Below are 19,453 nucleotides of genomic sequence, written 5' to 3' on the forward strand. Positions count from 1 at the left end.
TATGAGCTTTGTCATTATATGATTATTAAGGCTTGCTGCTTCCCGTTTTTTCTTTCACCTTTATGAGCGAGCCGCTATTAAGGAATTTATATGGCTGTTCATGTTGGCATTATCGATCAAGACCCCATTCGCTTGCTCACCCCATTACTTGATAACCGAACGGTCAGCACTCACATCGTGTTTATCGGTGACAAAAATCAAGTCAGTATGTACAAACGTTTAGACAGCGTTTTGCACAAGCGCGACATTACGAGTGAGTTTTTCGAAATTCCGACCATCGTAAATACATCTGTCATTAAAGAATCTATCCAAACCCTTGCCGAAGACCTCAAAGCACGCGGTCAAGAAGTGAAGCTCAACGCAAGTTGTGGCCTCCGTCACCGCCTACTTTCTGTGTACGAAGTATTCCGTACTTACCACTGGCCAATCTTCGTGGTTGAACCAAATAGCGACAAGCTTTGCTGGTTGTACCCTAATGGTAAAGAAGACGCACAAGTTCAAGACCGCATCACTATCGACGACTACCTAACTGTGTTCGGTGCTCGCGGTGAATTCAGCGATGTTCAGCTGTCTCCGCAACTGGATCAGAAACTTTATGAACTGGGTGAACGTTGGGCAAGTAACGCACTCGAACTAGGCCCTGGCCTTGCGACATTGAACTACCTAGCAACGACCTGCCGTAAAGAACAAAAACTTGATGTAGGCCTATCTGAGAAGCAACAAGGCTATCGCGAGCTCAACATGCTGCTGAGCGATTTGGTTGAAGCTAAAATTGCGACTTACGACAATGGTATTTTGACCTTTGCCAACGAAGACGCGCGCCGCTTCTCAAACGGTGAATGGCTTGAAACATTGGTTCACAGCACAGTTAAGCAGATCCAAGATGACATGCCGACCATTCAAGACCGTTCTTTGAATGTTCAGGTATACCGTCAACTGGGTGAACGTGAGGTTCGTAACGAGCTTGATGTTGCCTCTGTGGTGAACAATAAGCTGCACATCATCGAATGTAAGACCAAAGGCATGCGTGATGATGGTGATGACACCTTGTACAAACTGGAATCGCTTAGAGACCTGCTAGGTGGCCTACAAGCACGTGCAATGTTAGTGAGCTTCCGCCCTCTTCGCCATAACGACATCACACGAGCTGAAGATCTTGGCCTTGCATTGATTGGCCCTGACGAATTGAAAGATCTTAAAACACACCTAACGGCATGGTTTACAGCTGCGGGTGGCAGTGAAGATCTAGAGTACTAAAAACCAATAAGCTCATGAGAGCTCAATGCTCTTAAGCAGATTGTTAAAAAGGCGAATGACGATTAAATCACTCGCCTTTTTTGTTGTCTGTTTTCTCTATTGATTACTTTCAGACGGCACAAAAAAATGGCCGCATCATACGATGCGGCCATTTTCAAAATTTAATGTCACTTGAAGACTTAATGCTCTCTAAAACTCAGAGCACTTTAAGACTTAAAGCATTTTACGAGCGGCTTCTACAACCACTTTGATTGAACGTGCTTCTGTTACTTTTAGAGTGTCGTGATCAGGCGTCTCTTTTTGAGTACGGTTGATGATTACACCAGCAACACAACCTGCTTTCAGACCAGAACTTGCACACATAGTTAGCAGTGTTGCAGATTCCATCTCGAAGTTTAGAACGCCCATGTCTTGCCATTCTTGCATAGAGCCTTGGAAGCGCTTAACAACGCGACCAGAGAACGTGTCGTAACGCTCTTGACCTGGGTAGAACGTATCGCTTGATGCCGTTACGCCCATGTGAACTGTTGCACCTGATTCATCAACTGCCGCTTTCATTGCTGTTGCAACTTCAAAGTCAGCCACTGCTGGGAACTCCATAGGAGCAAAGTGTAGGCTAGCGCCGTCTAGACGAACAGAACCTGTAGAAACAATCATGTCACCCACGTTTACGTGAGGTTGGATAGCACCAGTCGTACCAACACGTAGGAAAGTGCGAACACCAAGTTGAGCAAGCTCTTCAACTGCGATAGAAGTCGATGGACCACCAATACCTGTTGAACATACAACAACTGGTTTGCCGTCTAGCTCTGCGCGGTAAAGCGTGTATTCACGGTGACTAGCAAGGAATACTGGGTTCTCCATCTCTTCTGCAATTTTTTGCACACGAGCAGGATCACCAGGGATGATCGCAAGAGTAGCACCGTTAAGATCTGCTTCAGTAACACCTAAGTGGAAAACAGCTTGAGACATAGTTCGCTCCTTTTGGCTTATTGGGCTTTTTACCCTTATTTAAGCTCATAGTAAATTCGTGGGGTACGAACACACTCTAACCAAGCTCATTACAAAATGAAGTGACACATGTCACATGAATGATCGCAACAATAATTCAAGTTTCACAAAAAACCGATTGGCATCACAAAAATAAGCAATCCGCACGCCTATGTTGCATACTAATGAGACAAAAAGCGCCTTTAACGTATTACCGCTAAAGGCGCTTTTATATTAAGAATGCTCTATGTCGGTGAGCTCGATTTAGTCCGCTTTAGATTTAAATCGAAGCAGACGCAATGCGTTCAATGTCACCAATGCAGTTGCACCACTATCCGCTAAAACTGCCACCCACAAACCGGTAATACCTAACAAGCTTGTCACCAAGAATACGACCTTCAAACCAAGCGCAAGGGCTACGTTTTGACGGATGTTGTTCATGGTCGCTTGCGACAGTTCAATCATCGCTGGCAGCTCAGTTAAACGGTTATGAGTCAGTGCTGAATCCGCCGTTTCCAAAGCGACATCCGTACCACCACCCATTGCGATGCCGACATTCGCCGTTTTCATTGCTGGTGCATCATTAATGCCATCACCGACCATCGCCACGTGCGACTGTTGAGATAACTCCTCAACGTAAGATACCTTGTCGCTTGGCAATAGGCTTGCCTTGTACTGCATACCAATCTTGCTACTGATCGCTGCTGCACTGCGCGGATTATCGCCGGTCAACATGATAGATTGAATACCTAATTCATTAAGTCGTTCAATCGCAAGCTTAGCGTCACTGCGTAACGTATCTTGCCAAGCAATCAGACCAATCACCGTCGTAGCTTGCTCTGTTGATTCTTCTTGATCTTTAACCTCAAGAGCAACCACAACCGTCTTGCCCTCACCTTCTAATGCTTCTACCTGAGAAACCACATCGGCACCAAGTTCGAACGTGACTTTAGACGGTGACAGAACCTGATACTTAACACCATCAACATCCCCTTCAACACCACTACCAATCAACGCTTTCTTGTTGTGTGATTCAGGAATCTCAATATTCAGGTCTTTTACTTTAGCGACAAGTGACTGCGCCAACGGGTGAGTAGAGCCAACTTCAATCGCCCCAACCACACGCAGCATCGCGTCTTGTTGCCACCCCGATAGAGGTTGAATATCCGTAACCTGAGGCTTACCTTCGGTCAGTGTGCCTGTCTTATCGAAGGCGATGGTTTGGATTTTACCAAGCTGCTCTAGCGCTGCGCCGCCTTTAATGAGCGCGCCACGTTTCGCTGCTGCTGCTAAGCCAGAGGTAATCGCTGCAGGAGTCGAGATAACCAAGGCACACGGACAAGCAATCAACAATAGCGCTAGGCCACGGTAAACCCATGTTTCCCATGGCTGCGCAAACAACAATGGTGGTGTGATGATGACCAACAGAGCCACTACCATCATTAACGGTGTGTACCAACGGCTGAACTTATCGAGGAATCGCTCTAGTGGTGCTTTACGAGACTCTGCTTCTTCAATCAGATGAAGAATGCGATCGATCGCGTTCTCACCCTGTTTTGAAGTGATGGTGATACGAACCACTTTATCGACCACCACAGCGCCAGCCATGATGCTATTGCCTTCGATGTGTTCAACAGGAACAGATTCACCGGTTAACGCACTTTCATCAAAGCTTGCCGCGTCTGTAATCAATTGGCCGTCAGCAGGTAAACGAGAGCCCGCGGCCACTTCAATCACATCACCTGGAACCAGTTCACTGACTGCTACTTCTACACGCTCGCCGTTGATGATCTTAGTCGCGTTTTCTGGTACCAATGCCATTAGCGCTTGAACGCCACTTCTTGCTCTTGATGAAGCAAACGCTTCTAAGCGCTCACCAATCAAGAACAACAATAGAACCATCGCTGCTTCCGCAGTTTCGCCAAGGTACAAAGCACCCAGCGCGGCAACACTCATTAAGGTTTCAATAGCAAACGGTGTACCTGAACGCGCCAGCTGAACCGCTTTCTTCGCCACCGGATATAAACCAAGCAGACAAGTTACCGTAAACAAGCCTTCGCTTAATTGAGGAGAGGTACTTTTCAGAAGCGCCGCAAACAGCATTGCCGCTGCAATCGCGATAATCTGTAAATTAGGTTGGATATAAGCTTGCCAAAAAGTCTCAGGTTGTTGTTTTTCTTTCTTTGAACCGACTTCCGTAAGAGGGAAACCCGTTTTGATAGAGACCTGTTCAATGGTGTCAGCAAGGCTTTGATTATCGAATTTCACAACCAGCTTTTCGGTAGCAAAGAGAACCTTCGCTTGAATAACACCGTCAATATTGCTAATCGCGTTTTCTATTTTTCTTGCACAAGCTGGGCAGTCCATTCCGGCAACCAGCCAACTTTTCGAAAATTTGGCGTCGAGAGATAAAGTTGAGGACTGACTGTCTTCTTCTCCACTGTCCGACGAACTACAACAATCATCTCCAGACGATGACGAAGTAGCAGAAGAGCTACAACAACCAGATGAAGTACCTGCTGCTGTGATGCTTGAAATTTTAGGGCTAGAGCAACTTGCTCCTGCCGCTTGAGGTTGAACGTCCACTTTTGCTGAGCGGCACGCTGCATGTTTTGCGCACATAATGTATCTCCTTAATACTCAAAAGCCTTGAGGTTGTTGCTAACTCACGAGCAACAGAACCTTAAGTTCATCAAAAGTATAAACCTTGGAGGCTACTCCAAGGTCAAGAAGAAGTTTTCAAGAAAACAAAAATATTATGCCAGCGCCGATGGCTTACTGAGATTTAAGCTCCGCACACTCTTCACGGTTCGCCGATACATCATCAATAAGCACCGCATCGTGTGAACAGAATGGCTGTGTGTTTAGGCTGACAATCGACACATCGTCTTCCACTGGATCAACTTGAGATCCTTGCATCAGTTCAGCGATATGATGTCGAAGCACCAAGATACCTAAAATCCCGAACAGAACATTACCCAAAGCTTGACCATAAAGAACACCCAAAGCGCCATACCACTCCGAACCTAGATAGACGAACGGCAGAGTACCTAACGTGGCTTTGCCCAAATTCAATGCTGTCGAATAAAGCGGTTTGCCTAAGTTATTAAAAGAGGTGTTGGCAACAAATAGCGCACCGTTAAAGGTGAAGGTTAACGCCACATAGGTACAGAAAGCTGCCACAATGATTGCTGCATCACCTTGTAGACTAAAACCTTGAATGACATAACCTTGAACGAAGTACAACAGAATACAAACAGCGATAGTGTATGCCGTAGTAACCAGCAATGAGTTATTGAGTGTTTCCTTCACTCGGTCCATGCGTTCAGCACCAAAGTTCTGACCAATGATTGGCCCCACAGCGCCAGACAAGGCAAAGATAACCGCAAAACAAACTGGCGTCAGACGACCTATCACGGCAAAGCCCGCGACAAAATCCTCACCATATTGTGCGATACCCGTTGTTACAATCGCATTACCGATAGGCGTTGCGGTATTGGTGATAATCGCAGGCAGCGCAATCGCCAATATTGGTCGAATATTAATGCGCCATTGCACAAAAGAAGGCGGAGCTACCAGCTGATGGCTGCGAATAAGAGGATAAAGCGAAAAGAATAGCACCGAGAAACGAGCGACAACCGAAGCGATAGCCGCCCCTTCGATGTTCCAACCAAAACCAAAAATAAACAGAGGATCGAGAATCGCGTTAACAATGCCGCCAGACAAAGTTGCCCACATCGAACGCTTAGCATCACCTGCCGCTCTTAAGCCCGCACCCGCTGCCATCGCTAACGCCAAAAATGGACCACTAGGTAGCAAAATCTGTAGGTAAGCTTGAGCGCGTTCGGCTGCAATGCCTTTGGCGCCTATCGCGGCTAGCAGCTCTGGAATATAAGCGAACATGATTGCAGTTATGGTTGAACTGATAACAAACGCAGTCAGCATGATACTGGTGCTTAGGTTTCGAGCGTGCTCGTGATTCTTGGAGCCGATGGCTTTGGACACTAATGCGCCCATGGCAATGGAAGTACCGATAGAAACGGAGGTAGAAAAGAAAGTCAGCGTACCTGCAAAGCCTACCGCAGCAGCCAATTCAACCTGTCCGAGCATACTGATAAACAGCATGTCGAGCAGATCGACCACAAATAACGCCATCAAACCGACAGAGCCAGCCCCCGACATCACCAATATGTGGCGCATCGTTGAACCTTCAACAAACTTTGCCGTTTGATTTGACATGAAACCTCCAAAAGTTGGAATACCCAAGAGCTAAAGTCCAATTAGCTGTTCAACAGGCTCGGGATCCACAAAGAGAGGATCGACCAAGAAAAGCGCTATACAGAAAAAAGGCGCTAGTGCGCCTTTTTTCAATTGAGGGTATTGAGAAAAATAATCGTTCTTAACACGCTACTATACCTGATGTTTGAAGCATTCTTCCAAGTTCTTGCCGATTGCTCTCAAAACATCGGTTCTGGTGATAATACCCACCAGTTTTCGATTATCGATCACAGGGTATGCTTTAGGTTTTCCAACCTGCATCATGTCCGCCAATTCAATAATGGATAAGTCAGGGGACACCGACAGCACTTCTTGGTACATGCAGTCACCCACAAGGTGTGTGTCTTGGCAGAAGTAACTGACCTTCACAAGTTTCTCGAGTAAATCCTGCTCTGAAAGGAAGCCAATCACTTGTTCATTATCGTCGATTACGGGTCCACCCATGTGGTGACTACGCATCACTTTGTCTAACGCTAAACTTAACGGCATATCAGGAGTAAATGTCACAACCTGCTGCGTCATGTAATCTTTCACTTTAATAGAGTGCATTGCGTTCTCCCTAAATACTTTGCGTCATATATTTTTCTATCTTGTTAAGTTAATTGTTGTCTAAAATCTTGATTTTACTAAATGGATTTCAACAATTTTATTGATAGGCAAAACCTAACAAGACAAAAAAGTGAGACAAACAAAGGGTTGAGCACGTTTTCGAACACCAGAAAAAAGAAAAAAAGAGCCCTTACAAAGCCTTACTTTCCCTTGCTTAACCTTACTTAGCCGAACTAGCCTGCGTAAATAAACCCTGTAATCTTCATCGCACTAATAATTAGAAATCCCGATTTAAGAAGTTTATGCAACACGACAACAACATGTACGCGTATGTTTATGCAGGTTACGATGGTACAGAAAACACACTCATCGCCACTATTGACAATCAAGAAAAACCGCTTATATCAAGCTGCGTTGATGAGATAAAACGCATGTCATGCTTAGCCATTGATTTAGCAGCAAAACACGACCTAAAAGTGAAGCTAGTGAAGTATCAAAGAGAACAAGAGATCGACTTCGGCCTATTCGTTAAATAGTGAATCCGACACTGATTTGGTTAATCACGAACTGGCAGCCACATTAGCAATAGCAAAGCATTAGCGTGAATGGCTGCCGAATTCGACCTGACAAGCCTAACGGGTAAAGGCTATAATGATCAGACGGCGCCCTTGCCGATTTTCATTGTCCAAATACGGTTTACTATGTCTTCTCAAACCTCACCTAAAACGTATCTAACGAATTCCTTATCTAAGTTAAAAAGCTACTTTAGCGAGTTATTGGATTTCCAATCACGAATTTGGGTGGTTCATATCTTTGAAGACTCCATTACCGATCAGTCGTTTGTGATTAATGAAGATGGATTTAAAGAACCGCTAGAGTGGATGAAGAAACGTGATTATCAAGCGAGAATGCTTGATCGTGTTGATAAGATGAAAATCTCACAGGTGATCGAGATTCAGTTCGAAGACAAAATGCATCGCTTGATGCGAGTGAAGTAGCGCTATTGTTTGGACACGCACGAAAAGCCATTACTAGAAATCAAGTATAAAAAAGGCCAGCGCTCGCTAACCTTCTCTCATTGATTACAAACCACCATCTAACGCGCACAATACTCATGCCACAGGCGCACCGCTTTCTGGTATGCCTCAGTTTTATCGTGCGTTTCTGCAAAGAGAATGGTTGTCATGCTGTCGACAACGGTATTCGCCATTAGCGCCATATCTTCAGCCGATGTGCCAAGTACACATTGACTAGGAAGTGGCAGCTCTAGGTTCATCATCTCTTCCCAGTAGAACGATTCGACTTTGTCAGGAGAGCTCATCCATACCGTTTGGCTAACTTTAGGATTATATTCCGACTCACCGTTCATCCCTTTGAATGAAATCACCGAGTGGGATTTATTTCCGATAACATGCTCAACTTCCGCATGAAGTTGTGGAAAGCCAGGATGGAAACTGCCACGCAGACCTAAACGGCCACCACCAGGATTCAATGCTCGAACTACCGTGTTAATTGGTGTTCTCAAACCGTAGCGGTGTTTCCAACCAATCATGGTTTGTGCTTCGGGCGCAAAGTTAGCTAGCGGTAAATAAGCAATGCCGTCTTGTTCAAGAATCGACTTAGCATGTTCAGGGCTCTCAGCACTTTGCACACCGACATCTTGCAAATGGCTTTCAACGTGCGTCCTACCGCTCGGCTTATCCATATAGCCATGCATTAACACTTTATAGCCATTGTCAGCTAAGATTTTTGCCGCCAACAAGTTCCAAGGCTTGCCACTGGCGTTATCGTTACGCTTACCTGCATAACACGGCCAATCAATATCAGCGCCTAAATCTGGCACTCGAGATTGAAACGCTTTTACAAAGCCAGCGATCTCTTCATTGGTTTCATTCTGCACACGAATCAACATCAGTAGCATAGCCATTTGGTCGTCACCGACTTCTCCGCTTAAATACTCATCCATGATGCGGTAGGCTTGTTCGAACGATAAAGGCTTACGCCCTCTTTCTCCTCGTCCAACTGTACGAATACACTCTAAAATACTACTCATTGATTGTTTATTCTCTTCCGTTGATATCAATAAAATTCGAATACACTTTCGATTCTATGATACCCACCGTGCATTGCAAAGCGATTCAGTTGCTCTCGACCGAATTACCAATACGCGGATTGGTGTTCTAAAAGTAAACTTACTGGTGTAAAATTAGCGTATGTAATGCTAACCGCGACATATTGAGTAGTATCCCGATGACTGTAAAAAAAACGCTGAGCCAAAGAAAACGTGAATCGATCGTTGCCGCTGCTATCGCAGAGTTTACTGAGCATGGCTACAAGGCCACCAGCATGGATAAAATATCGAGCCGCGCAGAAGTATCAAAGCGAACCGTATACAATCACTTTGCCAGCAAAGAGCTGCTTTTAGATGAGATTCTGGACAGCATTTGGAGCAAAACTCTGGCCGCGACGCATTTCCCTTATCAAGCAGAACTACCACTTGAAGAACAGCTTTCGTCGATAGCCAATCAAGAACTTGAGTTACTTGAGTCTGAAGGCTTCATCGACCTGTCACGCGTGTTGTTCTCAGAGTATTTCCATAACGCCGAACTGGCGCATCAAGCGATGGAAAAATATTCCCAAGCAGAAAGTGGACTTACAACCTGGATTAAAGCCGCGTTGGCAGACGGTCGTTTAGTAGAACTAGACCCACAATTCGCCTCCACGCAGTTCATTGGTCTGCTTAAGTCTTTTGCGTTTTGGCCGCAAATCATTGGTCATGTGCCGTCACCGGATGCTGCGCACAAACAAGTGATCATTACTTCAAGTGTCGAGATGTTCCTTAAACAATATCAGGCGTGATTTTGGTGGTTGATGAGAATTCAACCACAATAAAACCATCACTAGTATCTGCTGTTATTTTCCCTATACTGCAACCCACTTTCGTCATTACGACTCAGTAAAACTTCAACTTTAGGTAACCCTATGATTACTTTCACCACCAACTTTGGCGATATCGAGATTGAACTGAACCTTGAAAAAGCGCCAGTAACGTCGAAAAACTTCCTTAAATACTGCCAAGACGGTTTCTACGAAGGCACGACATTTCACCGTGTTATTGAAGGTTTCATGATTCAAGGTGGTGGTCACACTATCGACATGACAGAAAAACCAACTCGTGCCCCAATCGTCAACGAAGCAAACCGTGGCTTGAAGAATGTGATTGGTTCTGTGGCAATGGCTCGTACTGATGCACCACATTCTGCAACGGCGCAGTTCTTCATCAACCTTGATGACAACGATTTCCTAGATCACACCTCAACAACCAATGCTGGCTGGGGTTACGCGGTATTTGGCAAGGTTTCAGCGGGTATGGATGTGGTAAACAAAATCGCTGTCGCACCAACAACCATTCGTTGGGGACACGAAGATGTGCCTTGCGAAGATATTGTGATTACTAAAGTCACCATCAACGAGTAATTCATTCACGTCCTTTCCCGCCCCTAGTGCATTCGAATTGATAGCACAAAGAAAAGAAGGCTGTGCGATAGGACTATGGTGGTAAGGGTTCGACTTTACCACCTGTATTCAAAGCTCGTTGTTAAAATCGTTACCAACGAGAACGATAAGTACGGTGACACCCTTTGCACGTCTTATTCGCAGAATTTAACCCTTGCTCTGCACTCGACAAGTCTTGTTCAACACTCGCCTGATAAGGCTCAGAAAAGCACTTGAAGAACAACTCGTTCCTATCCCCGTTCGTTTAAACAAAGAGTTGATGAACGAGTTAGATGCTGAAGAGCAACAACAAATGCTCAAGCTACTTCAGAAAGTAGTCGCGGCAATCTGATCTTACCGCGTTCACTGCTTAGCAAGCTTAGTGCTTAGAAATTATTACACTCTGAACGTGTATTGAAAAACAACCCACACTCGGCCTTGCGCCGAGTGTTTTATTTTCGTCTCGACCATTTGATATAGCAAAATAGTGAAGCAATGATCACCGCCCCACCGAGCAGCTTCTGCATCTCTACACTTTCGCCAAGCACACTCACACTTAACAGCAGCGTCCACACAGGCTCAAGAATCATGATCAATGCCGCCACTTCCATGTTCACGGAGTGCTGACCGACCGTTTGTAGCAAGTAACGAATAGACGTTGCGATCACCGCAGAGACAATAAACCAGAAGACTAAGGTTTTGGTGATTTCGAACTCCGGCTGAGCAGTCATAGAAGCAAAGGCTAAACCACTCACCCCCACCACAAACAGTTGCACACAGATTGATGCGATAGGCTTGATATTGGTAATCACACGCTTGTTCATCACAAAGTGCACGGACAACAACATCGATGCTAACAAGAAGTAAATCTGACTTTGCTCAACATGCCAGCCGTTGCCCAGAGTCAGCAGAAGCATGCCAATAATCGCGATCGGGAAAGACATCCAAAACGCACGATTAGGCTTAACTCGAAACAAAATCCAAGACACAAACGGTGCAATGATCATGGCTAAGCTCATGATGAATGCCCCTTCCGACAAGCTTTCCGTCACTGAAACCGCAAACACCCATACCTGCAATGAGGCAGACAACAACAGACCCACGCCGCAAAGAGACAGAATCTGCTTAAGCGAAAGCTTACGAATATGGTGAATACAAAATGGCAGAAGAATAAAACTCGCGACGAGGAATCGCACACCAATGAACACCGGCCCAGGCATTTCTAATACCACCAGCTTAGATGCAATCCATCCCACCCCAGCTAGCAGGGTGGCAAATAGAAGGTAAAGCTCTCCGCGCATCGCTTTCACGTTCATCATTTTACTTAGTCCAATAACAAAAAAAGCAACCCGACTCTGCAAGGTTGCTTTTTATAAACATTCAACAGGAGCGAGATACTATCTCAATACTCTGCTTCAGGCAGCTGTTTTTAGCCTGCGTATTCTGGGTAATCCGTTAAACCTTTTTCAGCACCACCGAACAATGTGTTTGGATCGTGCGCTGCAAGTGGGTAACCATTTTGAATACGAGCTGGTAAATCTGGGTTCGCAACGAATGGACGACCAAAGCCAACCATGTCAGTTACGCCTTCAGCAACGGCTTTTTCGCCACGCTCGCTATCGTATTTACCCGCATAAATAAGGACACCATCGTAAGCTTCACGAACTGCCGCTTTAAATGCTTTTGGCGTTTCAGGTGCATCGTCCCAATCAACTTCTGCAATGTGCAGGTAAACAATTTTGTATAGGTTAAGTAGTGCTGCAGCAGCTGTGTAAGTCTCTACTGGCGTAGCGTCAACCGTGCCATTCAACGATGTGAATGGAGCAAGGCGTACACCAACACGGTCAGCACCAATCGCTTCAACCATAGCTTCAACCACTTCACCAAGGAAACGTAAACGGTTTTCAATTGAACCACCGTATTCGTCAGTACGGTTGTTTGCTTCAGAATCGATGAATTGGTTGATTAAGTAACCATTCGCGGCGTGAAGTTCGATACCGTCAAAGCCTGCTTCAACTGCATTCAAAGCCGCTTGGCGATACTGTTCAACCACTTCTTTGATGTCTTCTTTCGTCATTTCACGAGGCTCAACCACATCAACAAAGCCCGGTTCATCAGTGCCGTTATCGATAAATACTTTTACGTTTTCTGCTTTAAGTGCAGAAGACGAGATTGGCTGTTCACCGCCGATGTTATCTGGGTGTGTTACACGGCCTACATGCCAAAGTTGAGCGAAGATAACGCCCTCTTTTTCATGTACGGCGTCAGTCACTTTTTTCCAACCAGCAATTTGCTCGTCAGAATAGATACCCGGAGTCCAAGCATAGCCTTGACCCATAGGTGAGATTTGTGTGCCTTCCGCAATAATCAAACCTGCAGAAGCGCGTTGAGCGTAGTAAGCCGCCATCATGTCGTTTGCTAAATTACCAGGTTGCGTTGCGCGAGAACGCGTCATCGGTGGCATAACAATACGGTTTTTAAGCTCGATATTACCAAGTTGAATTGGTTGAAATAGTGCGTTTGTCATTGTTATATCCTCGATTAACCTAGTTGAATCAGTTCGATTTGGTAGCCGTCTGGGTCAGTAATAAAAGCTATATGAGTTGAACCGCCTTTCACTGGACCCGCTTCGCGAGTGACGTTGCCACCTAGCGATTTGATTTTGTCACATGCTGCGTAAATATCTTCTACACCCAATGCCAGATGACCAAACGCGCTGCCCATCTCGTACTCATTCGTATCCCAGTTGTACGTTAGCTCGATAGTCGTGCCGCCTTGCTCATAGCCAACAAAAACCAATGTGTAGCGGTAGTCTTTGTTTTCGTGGCGTTCAAGTTCCTTCATTCCCAATACCTTGGTGTAGAACTCGATAGACTTGTCTAAATCAGTAACTCGGATCATTGTGTGTAGGAATTTCATATTTCGCCCTTTTTAGCCCAGCAACCTGAGCCGATATAATCGTGAGTGGAGGTTACCCACTTCTTTGTTAGGGTTAATATACGAGCTGACAGCAAATAAATGAAATTATCATAAATTCTCATTGTGATAATTTTTTATTATAACTCACTTAATACAAGTGATTTGTTAAGAAGATATTTGGCAAACAAAAGATAGGGCGACGATCAGAAAGCGGAGCGCCAACTGTTTAGTGATTTAGACATGTCATTAGTCGTATTGATGATCTGCTCTCTCAACCACTTATGTGCCGGATCGGTGTTCTGTTTTTTCAACCAAATGAGGTAATGAGAGATAGGCTGATAATCGAAAGGCGGTTTGAACAACTGTAACCCAAGACGTTCCTGATACTGGTTCGCCATAGAAAGCGGCACAACAGTGATGTAATCAGTCTGGCTACACAGCATTAGGTTACTGGCCATAGAGCTGCCGTGAATTACAATTTTACGCGAGGATAAGTCTAACGAAGTGTAGTGAGTCAAACTTCTTACTTGGCGACGTGTTCTGGCTAAAACCGCATGTTGCTCACTGAGATATTGCGCCTCGGTGATCTCACCTTTGATCCTAGGGTGCCCATTTCGGCAAACAATCACAAACTCACTGTCGTAGAGCTTTTCGCTCATCATGCTTGAATGCTCAGGCAACACAATGTCGATCATCAAATCAAACTTCTGAGTTAATAGATCCTCATGGACTTGATCATCACTATCTGGTTGGTCATACACCTCAAGAGATAAGCCTTGGTTAGATAACTGAGAAAATCGATCGAGCAACATCCACTTTAAATGTTCGGGAACCGAAGCCACAAACCTGCGCTCTGTACTCGCTTCATCAAACCCAGCCATACCTTGAAACACGCCGTTGAGCTCGTGTATTGGCGCTTTGATTTGCTCATACAAGCTTTGCGAGTAAGCAGTAGGCACAACCCCTCGCCCACTGCGCACAAACAACTCTTGGCCAATTTCATTTTTCAGTCGGCCGAGCGCAGTGCTGATCGTCGATTGATTGGTATTCAAATGATCGGCAGCCTTACTCAAACTGCCCTGCTCCATCACCGCTGAAAACACAGCCAATAAGTTAAAATTCGGAATGTCATTACTCATGATTCAGTGCTCATTTGGCGATAGATTTAATTATCTTATCGTAAAAGCGATAGAATGAAACAACGGATGCTCATTGAGAAAACAAAACTGAGAAGGAAGCATCATATGGTAAAGAGCAAAAATGTCAGAACAACTCACTCTTTCGAATAGCTGCCACATTCGCCAGATTGGAATCTAAATCTCTTCGCTGTGCCAGTAACGCTTAATCCACCCAAACTCACCCTAGACTGGTCGGAGTATTCAATATTTCCGTCCTGCCTTATTGATACTTTTATAGCCACTTCTATGATCCAGGCTAATTAAATAGACATATTTTATAAGCCGAGTTTGAGCCTGTTCAAATAAACCCACCTCACGTTTAAGCAACCACTCAATTCATCGTAATTACGATAATTCAATATCGCAATAATGCGTAGATAGCACCAGTTACACTTCCTATTATTTCGCCAACAAATCAATTCTTAACCTAAACAGAAAACCTAAAAATGTGTAGATGATGGTGTTGCACACATCACGGAAGACGGCCTTAAAACCCAATGCAGCAAACGAACCTATCAATGGTAGACGTTACTTAAGAATGATTTCGCCAGGTGTTTTTAACACTCTATTCGCGAGAATGCGTTGTCTACGTGGTCAAAGCGATTTTTAATTGTCATCTAGTACTTTTGACTCAGTAGGTCTATACGGTTACGTGAGTTCAACACCTCTTTCAGATGTCTTCTAAAAGTCTTGTACCAAGGCTGCACTTTCTCTCTCCCTATTTAGGTTGAGATATGAACTTTATAAAAATCATTTTCCAGAAAATCTGGGCCGTTGTGATGGTCTTGATTAAATTCTGCCTGTTTATGGCGGTAATGTTTGCTGGTGCATGGGCTCTTGCACCGTTAGGCACAATCCATTCTAAAGACATCGACATGTCTCAATTCAACAATCATCCCAATGAAATGATGATGAACTTCTTCCAGATGGAGTACTTCTCTGGTTACTTGTTCTCAGTGACCATTGCTGTGGTTTTAGCCGGTGTTTACGGCATGTGGCAGTTGCATGAACTGGGTGTGCATAAAGCAAAAGAGCACAAAAGCGCTCACGTTCAAATCGTGTTTGCACTGTCACTTTGCGGACTCTTCATCAGCAAAACATTCTGGGTTATCGCATTGGTTATCGCATTGGCGAACTGGAAACATATTGGTCAATCACTGAGTGATGTGATTCGCCGTGGTGTTCAGCCTAAACAAGACGCGACCAATACAGAGACAGCCGCAGTCCACGTATCACCTGAACAACCGGTAACAGAGCCGTCTTCAGTAGAGCAATCTTCAAAAGAACAGGCTTCAGAAGAAAAGACTCCAACAACACCATCCGCTACAGAAAAAGAGGTCGCATAATGAAAGAGATGATGATTCCATACATCCTAATTGTATGGTCACTGTTTGCGACAGGCGCACTTAAGAAGAACTTCAAGAACTACACATGGGCTGCCATTGGCGGCGTAACGATTCTTGCGGTATTAGCGGTTATCTCTCGCTTGTGGGCACCCGTTGATCTAACCAACTCAACCACAGTGAAAGCACCACACGCGGTAATGTCACCGATCTTTGGCCAGCAGATCGACCAAGTGCTTGTTGAACACAACCAAATGGTTAAAGAAGGCGACGTAATTTACACACTCGTCGACATTGACTCAGCCGCAGACAAAGCAAAGATCGAATCTTCAATTGTTCAGAAAGAAGAAGAAATCAAGCAAATGACTCGCGACTTAGAGCGTGCTGAAACGTCACCTGAAATCTTCAATATGCGTGACGTAGAAAAGTACGACTCAGATCTTCGAGTGCTGCACGCTGAACTTGTGTCGTTAAAAGCCGATCTACAAAAAGTGAACTGGGCGCAAGAGAAGAAAACCATTAGAGCTGAGTTTGATGGTCAGGTATCGATAGTGAATATTGCTGAAGGTTCTGTCATGGGTAACATGCACCTCTACAACACCAGCAAAAAGTTTCTTGAGATGCGTATTTCAGACCAAACTTATGGCTATGTTCAAGTAGGAGACTTCGCTGAGTTCTTCGTTGATGCATACCCAGGCCACGTGTTCCGAGCAAAAGTACACAGCTTTAATGCCGGTACCGGTGAGTCGAGTATTTCTCCACTTCAGGGGCCACAAAGCGTCGGTCAACACGTGGTAAGAAACGGCAATGGTTTAGGTCGTACTATCGTACTTGAGATCATTGAACCAGAAGGTTACAACATCCCTATTGGTTCAACTGGCGCGGCTTGGATCTCAGCTGAGAAGCCACATCCGTTCTGGGGCTTCATCGATGTAATCGGTGCAGCAACGGTTCGCCTACAATCTTACAAGTCATACTTAGGTGCTTGGTAAACGATTAGCTCTTGATAAGCAATTAAATATTCAATGATTTGGCTGTTATTCACTCGTATCACAGCCACTCATGAACTAGCGACTAATTGTAAAACAAATGCCCTGAATTTCAGGGCATTTTTGTATCTGTTGCAAGCTCATTTACTAATTGATTCAGATCAAAATTAATCGCTAATACAATCGTTTATCAAACAAATCATCGAAAAAACGATAGATTGAAATATTATTAGCGCGTAGATAGCGACCTCCCCCACCTCTATCATTTGGCTCAAGAAATCCAATTCCTGTATCCAAATATAAGGTCACTACCATGACTAATACATTCAAAAAAATGGCGCTTCCTGTTGCTATTGCGAGCACTCTACTTGCTTCTGGTTTTGCATCTGCAACGCCAACTGTAGAAGCGACATCGAAAGTCGGCCAAGAACTTCAGACGGCAAATGCTGCGCAATACCAAAACATTGATCTTGATGCTCGCTACAAGAGCGAGGTTCTATTCGAACACAAATCAAACATGTTCTGGGGAAAAGGCGAACGTATTCAAGTTGTTTCTAAAACAGGCGATTCTCTAGCTTACACTGCTGAGTCTGACCATGTTCACCCAATCCTCACCAAGCATGGTCGTAAAATGGACCAAGCAATCATCAAAGTAGATGACAACGTATATCTTGGTTACGGTTTCGGTCTAGATACACCCGTCATGATTGAAGGTACGGACGGCATCATCATTGTTGATCCAGGCGAGTCGGTAGAAATGGCTCAATCGGTTAAAGAACAGTTCCGTCAAATCACCGACAAGCCGGTTAAAGCAATCATTTATTCTCACAACCACATCGACCACATCTCTGGTGTGCGTGCGTGGGTGACTGACGAAGAAGTGGCATCAGGTGAAGTAAAAATCATCGCTGAAGAAGGCCTAACCGCTGCAGTGGCTAACTGGTCTTCAAACCTAGGTACTCTATTTGGTCACCGTACTTCTTACACAGGTGCTAAGCACGTAGAAGAAGGCGAGCACGGCACAGTAAACGACGGCCTTGGTCCACGCTTCATGCAAGGTGCTATCTCGTTCATCGAACCAAACCTGCTTGTACCAAGCCAAAGCCACATCGAAATCGAAATTTCTGGCGTGAAAATGCACATCGAGAACGTGCCATCTGAAACTAAAGATGAGTTAGTGGTTTACTTCCCAGACCAGAAAATCCTGCACGCGGCTGAAGTACTTCAAGGTGAGAACTTCCCTAACCTTCACACCATCCGTGGTACTAAATTCCGTGACCCATCAATGTGGTTCAAGGGCATCGACGTAATGCGTAAGTTCGACACTGAGATCATGATTAACTCTCACGGTCGTCCTGTTGAAGGTAAAGAAGCAGTAGCTGACGTACTAACGGCTTACCGTGATGCGATTCAATACACTCATGATCAAACTATCCGTTACATGAACAAAGGTATGACGCCAGACGAGCTAGTTGAAGTAGTTAAACTTCCTAAGCACCTTGCAGAACACCCTTGGTTAGGTGAACACTACGGTACTGTTGCACACGCCGTGCGTCAGATTTACGTAGGTTACAACGGTTTCTTCGAAGCGGATCCATGGCAGCTAGAGCCAATGGCTTACGAGCAACGCGCTAAAGCATTCGTAGAGATCATGGGCGGTCGTGACAACATCCTTACGACTGCACAAGCAGCAATTAAGGCTGAGAACTACACATTTGCAGCAGAAATTCTTTCTTACCCAATCACGGTAAACAAGCAAGATATGGAAGCTCGTGAGATGAAAGCACAAGCTTACAAAGCATGGGCTGCAGACCAAGTGAACATCAACTGGCGTAACTGGGCGCTCAACGCGGCGGCTGAACTAGAGAACAAACGTGACTTCTCTAACATGATCAGCTTCGCTTCTGTTGACGTTCTTACTGCACTACCAAGCAAGCAGATCTTCGACATGATGACTTCAACGCTTATCGCAGAAAACTCGTTAGACGTGAACATGATGCTAACGTACAACTTCTCTGATACGAACGAAGCATTCACTATCGAAATTCGCAACGGTATTGCTCAGTTACACGAAGAAGCAGTGAAAGGCGCAGACGTTCAAATCGACACCACTCGTGCAGTATTGAACCAAATCTTGATTGCAGGTCCAAACGCTCAACAAGTGATTGGTACCAACCTACAGTCTGGTGCATTCAAGTTCTCGAATGGCGACATCAAAGGCTTCGGTCAATTCATGAGCTACTTCGATAAGCCAATGACTCCAGAAGAGATCATGCTCATCGTTCGCTAATAGCGAGCTCGAACGGTCACTCTTTGGCGATAGATCTTCGACGATGGCTCTTTGACGAAAGCTACTTAGCAAACAATCTCGCTAAATAGCTATCAATCGATTCGCTGACCGTTACATGGACGACAAACAAATACAGGGACCCTTTGTGGTCCCTTTTTTATCGTC

17 protein-coding genes and 2 pseudogenes are annotated in these 19,453 nt (G+C 45.0%); 9 read left to right on the forward strand and 10 right to left on the reverse strand.

The window, feature by feature from the left end; all coding sequences use genetic code 11:
• Nucleotides 1-90 precede the first annotated feature (90 nt).
• Complete coding sequence (locus AB4138_RS01915; protein WP_017065293.1) at nucleotides 91-1,257, forward strand: DUF1887 family protein; 1,167 nt, start codon at nucleotides 91-93, stop codon at nucleotides 1,255-1,257.
• Nucleotides 1,258-1,470: 213 nt separating this feature from the next.
• Here the strand turns inward: AB4138_RS01915 and udp are convergent, their stop codons facing one another.
• The 4 genes from udp to AB4138_RS01935 all read right to left on the reverse strand — a co-directional run bounded on the left by udp (nucleotide 1,471) and on the right by AB4138_RS01935 (nucleotide 7,074).
• Entirely contained in the window at nucleotides 1,471-2,229 is a 759-nt protein-coding gene (gene udp, locus AB4138_RS01920) for a uridine phosphorylase (RefSeq protein WP_017065292.1), read from the reverse strand.
• 282 nt (nucleotides 2,230-2,511) lie between these two features.
• Nucleotides 2,512-4,869 carry a zinc/cadmium/mercury/lead-transporting ATPase gene (locus tag AB4138_RS01925; protein ID WP_029236439.1) on the reverse strand — a complete coding sequence of 786 codons (2,358 nt, stop codon included), beginning with the start codon at nucleotides 4,867-4,869 and terminating at the stop codon, nucleotides 2,512-2,514.
• A 153-nt stretch (nucleotides 4,870-5,022) separates the two neighbouring features.
• Nucleotides 5,023-6,486, reverse strand: coding sequence for an MATE family efflux transporter (locus tag AB4138_RS01930; protein ID WP_017060214.1), 1,464 nt, complete (start codon nucleotides 6,484-6,486; stop codon nucleotides 5,023-5,025).
• Between the two features lie 171 nt (nucleotides 6,487-6,657).
• A complete protein-coding gene (locus tag AB4138_RS01935; protein WP_017060213.1) occupies nucleotides 6,658-7,074 on the reverse strand; it encodes a CBS domain-containing protein in 417 nt (138 codons plus the stop codon).
• A gap of 302 nt (nucleotides 7,075-7,376) precedes the next feature.
• On the opposite strand from AB4138_RS01935, the gene AB4138_RS01940 reads away from it, so the two are divergent.
• Both AB4138_RS01940 and AB4138_RS01945 read left to right on the forward strand, forming a co-directional pair.
• Nucleotides 7,377-7,610, forward strand: coding sequence for a hypothetical protein (locus AB4138_RS01940; RefSeq protein WP_372304814.1), 234 nt, complete (start codon nucleotides 7,377-7,379; stop codon nucleotides 7,608-7,610).
• Between the two features lie 165 nt (nucleotides 7,611-7,775).
• Nucleotides 7,776-8,072: a hypothetical protein gene (locus tag AB4138_RS01945; RefSeq protein WP_050622140.1), complete on the forward strand. Its 297-nt coding sequence runs from the start codon at nucleotides 7,776-7,778 to the stop codon at nucleotides 8,070-8,072.
• 98 nt (nucleotides 8,073-8,170) lie between these two features.
• Here the strand turns inward: AB4138_RS01945 and AB4138_RS01950 are convergent, their stop codons facing one another.
• A complete protein-coding gene (locus tag AB4138_RS01950; RefSeq protein WP_372304817.1) occupies nucleotides 8,171-9,157 on the reverse strand; it encodes a glycosyl transferase family protein in 987 nt (328 codons plus the stop codon).
• 167 nt (nucleotides 9,158-9,324) lie between these two features.
• On the opposite strand from AB4138_RS01950, the gene AB4138_RS01955 reads away from it, so the two are divergent.
• Both AB4138_RS01955 and AB4138_RS01960 read left to right on the forward strand, forming a co-directional pair.
• On the forward strand, nucleotides 9,325-9,933 hold the full coding sequence (locus tag AB4138_RS01955; RefSeq protein WP_017065287.1) for a TetR/AcrR family transcriptional regulator: 609 nt from the start codon (nucleotides 9,325-9,327) through the stop codon (nucleotides 9,931-9,933).
• 123 nt (nucleotides 9,934-10,056) lie between these two features.
• The gene (locus AB4138_RS01960; protein WP_048609354.1) at nucleotides 10,057-10,551 is read left to right on the forward strand and encodes a peptidylprolyl isomerase; all 495 of its coding nucleotides are present in this window, start codon (nucleotides 10,057-10,059) and stop codon (nucleotides 10,549-10,551) included.
• A 130-nt stretch (nucleotides 10,552-10,681) separates the two neighbouring features.
• Here the strand turns inward: AB4138_RS01960 and AB4138_RS01965 are convergent.
• Nucleotides 10,682-10,798 (reverse strand): annotated as a pseudogene (locus AB4138_RS01965) (cytochrome c); the annotation flags it as partial.
• Between AB4138_RS01965 and AB4138_RS01970 the strand changes: the two are divergent.
• Nucleotides 10,796-10,921: pseudogene (locus tag AB4138_RS01970) on the forward strand (MarR family transcriptional regulator); the annotation flags it as partial. The pseudogenes AB4138_RS01965 and AB4138_RS01970 overlap by 3 nt on opposite strands.
• A 100-nt stretch (nucleotides 10,922-11,021) precedes the next feature.
• Here the strand turns inward: AB4138_RS01970 and AB4138_RS01975 are convergent.
• The 4 genes from AB4138_RS01975 to AB4138_RS01990 form a co-directional block, all read right to left on the reverse strand.
• Nucleotides 11,022-11,888, reverse strand: coding sequence for a DMT family transporter (locus AB4138_RS01975; protein ID WP_372090607.1), 867 nt, complete (start codon nucleotides 11,886-11,888; stop codon nucleotides 11,022-11,024).
• Between the two features lie 110 nt (nucleotides 11,889-11,998).
• Nucleotides 11,999-13,096: an alkene reductase gene (locus AB4138_RS01980; protein WP_372090605.1), complete on the reverse strand. Its 1,098-nt coding sequence runs from the start codon at nucleotides 13,094-13,096 to the stop codon at nucleotides 11,999-12,001.
• A 14-nt stretch (nucleotides 13,097-13,110) separates the two neighbouring features.
• Nucleotides 13,111-13,488: a lactoylglutathione lyase gene (gene gloA / locus AB4138_RS01985; RefSeq protein ID WP_017084654.1), complete on the reverse strand. Its 378-nt coding sequence runs from the start codon at nucleotides 13,486-13,488 to the stop codon at nucleotides 13,111-13,113.
• Between the two features lie 203 nt (nucleotides 13,489-13,691).
• The gene (locus AB4138_RS01990) at nucleotides 13,692-14,627 is read right to left on the reverse strand and encodes a LysR family transcriptional regulator (RefSeq protein ID WP_017068098.1); all 936 of its coding nucleotides are present in this window, start codon (nucleotides 14,625-14,627) and stop codon (nucleotides 13,692-13,694) included.
• Nucleotides 14,628-15,400: 773 nt separating this feature from the next.
• Between AB4138_RS01990 and AB4138_RS01995 the strand changes: the two genes are divergently transcribed.
• From AB4138_RS01995 to AB4138_RS02005, 3 genes are all read left to right on the forward strand, one after another.
• Complete coding sequence (locus AB4138_RS01995; RefSeq protein WP_372304820.1) at nucleotides 15,401-16,012, forward strand: magnesium transporter; 612 nt, start codon at nucleotides 15,401-15,403, stop codon at nucleotides 16,010-16,012.
• Complete coding sequence (locus tag AB4138_RS02000; RefSeq protein WP_372174628.1) at nucleotides 16,012-17,001, forward strand: efflux RND transporter periplasmic adaptor subunit; 990 nt, start codon at nucleotides 16,012-16,014, stop codon at nucleotides 16,999-17,001. The genes AB4138_RS01995 and AB4138_RS02000 overlap by 1 nt, the downstream gene beginning before the upstream one ends.
• Before the next feature lie 310 nt (nucleotides 17,002-17,311).
• Entirely contained in the window at nucleotides 17,312-19,288 is a 1,977-nt protein-coding gene (locus tag AB4138_RS02005) for an alkyl sulfatase dimerization domain-containing protein (RefSeq protein WP_372148410.1), read from the forward strand.
• The last annotated feature ends 165 nt before the right edge of the window (nucleotides 19,289-19,453 follow it).

Origin of the sequence: Vibrio sp. 10N.286.52.C3 (assembly GCF_041468865.1) — a bacterium.
GTDB classification, from domain to species: domain Bacteria; phylum Pseudomonadota; class Gammaproteobacteria; order Enterobacterales; family Vibrionaceae; genus Vibrio; species Vibrio crassostreae_C.

What these genes read in the sequence shown, in the direction of transcription:
- AB4138_RS01980 (WP_372090605.1), bottom strand. Translation starts at nt 13,096, where the DNA reads ATGACAAACGCACTATTTCAACCAATTCAACTTGGTAATATCGAGCTT.
- udp (WP_017065292.1), bottom strand. Translation starts at nt 2,229, where the DNA reads ATGTCTCAAGCTGTTTTCCACTTAGGTGTTACTGAAGCAGATCTTAAC.
- AB4138_RS02005 (WP_372148410.1), top strand. Translation starts at nt 17,312, where the DNA reads ATGACTAATACATTCAAAAAAATGGCGCTTCCTGTTGCTATTGCGAGC.
- AB4138_RS01940 (WP_372304814.1), top strand. Translation starts at nt 7,377, where the DNA reads ATGCAACACGACAACAACATGTACGCGTATGTTTATGCAGGTTACGAT.
- AB4138_RS01930 (WP_017060214.1), bottom strand. Translation starts at nt 6,486, where the DNA reads ATGTCAAATCAAACGGCAAAGTTTGTTGAAGGTTCAACGATGCGCCAC.
- AB4138_RS01995 (WP_372304820.1), top strand. Translation starts at nt 15,401, where the DNA reads ATGAACTTTATAAAAATCATTTTCCAGAAAATCTGGGCCGTTGTGATG.
- AB4138_RS01945 (WP_050622140.1), top strand. Translation starts at nt 7,776, where the DNA reads ATGTCTTCTCAAACCTCACCTAAAACGTATCTAACGAATTCCTTATCT.
- AB4138_RS01925 (WP_029236439.1), bottom strand. Translation starts at nt 4,869, where the DNA reads ATGTGCGCAAAACATGCAGCGTGCCGCTCAGCAAAAGTGGACGTTCAA.
- AB4138_RS01935 (WP_017060213.1), bottom strand. Translation starts at nt 7,074, where the DNA reads ATGCACTCTATTAAAGTGAAAGATTACATGACGCAGCAGGTTGTGACA.
- AB4138_RS02000 (WP_372174628.1), top strand. Translation starts at nt 16,012, where the DNA reads ATGAAAGAGATGATGATTCCATACATCCTAATTGTATGGTCACTGTTT.
- AB4138_RS01960 (WP_048609354.1), top strand. Translation starts at nt 10,057, where the DNA reads ATGATTACTTTCACCACCAACTTTGGCGATATCGAGATTGAACTGAAC.
- AB4138_RS01990 (WP_017068098.1), bottom strand. Translation starts at nt 14,627, where the DNA reads ATGAGTAATGACATTCCGAATTTTAACTTATTGGCTGTGTTTTCAGCG.
- AB4138_RS01955 (WP_017065287.1), top strand. Translation starts at nt 9,325, where the DNA reads ATGACTGTAAAAAAAACGCTGAGCCAAAGAAAACGTGAATCGATCGTT.
- AB4138_RS01915 (WP_017065293.1), top strand. Translation starts at nt 91, where the DNA reads ATGGCTGTTCATGTTGGCATTATCGATCAAGACCCCATTCGCTTGCTC.
- gloA (WP_017084654.1), bottom strand. Translation starts at nt 13,488, where the DNA reads ATGAAATTCCTACACACAATGATCCGAGTTACTGATTTAGACAAGTCT.
- AB4138_RS01975 (WP_372090607.1), bottom strand. Translation starts at nt 11,888, where the DNA reads ATGATGAACGTGAAAGCGATGCGCGGAGAGCTTTACCTTCTATTTGCC.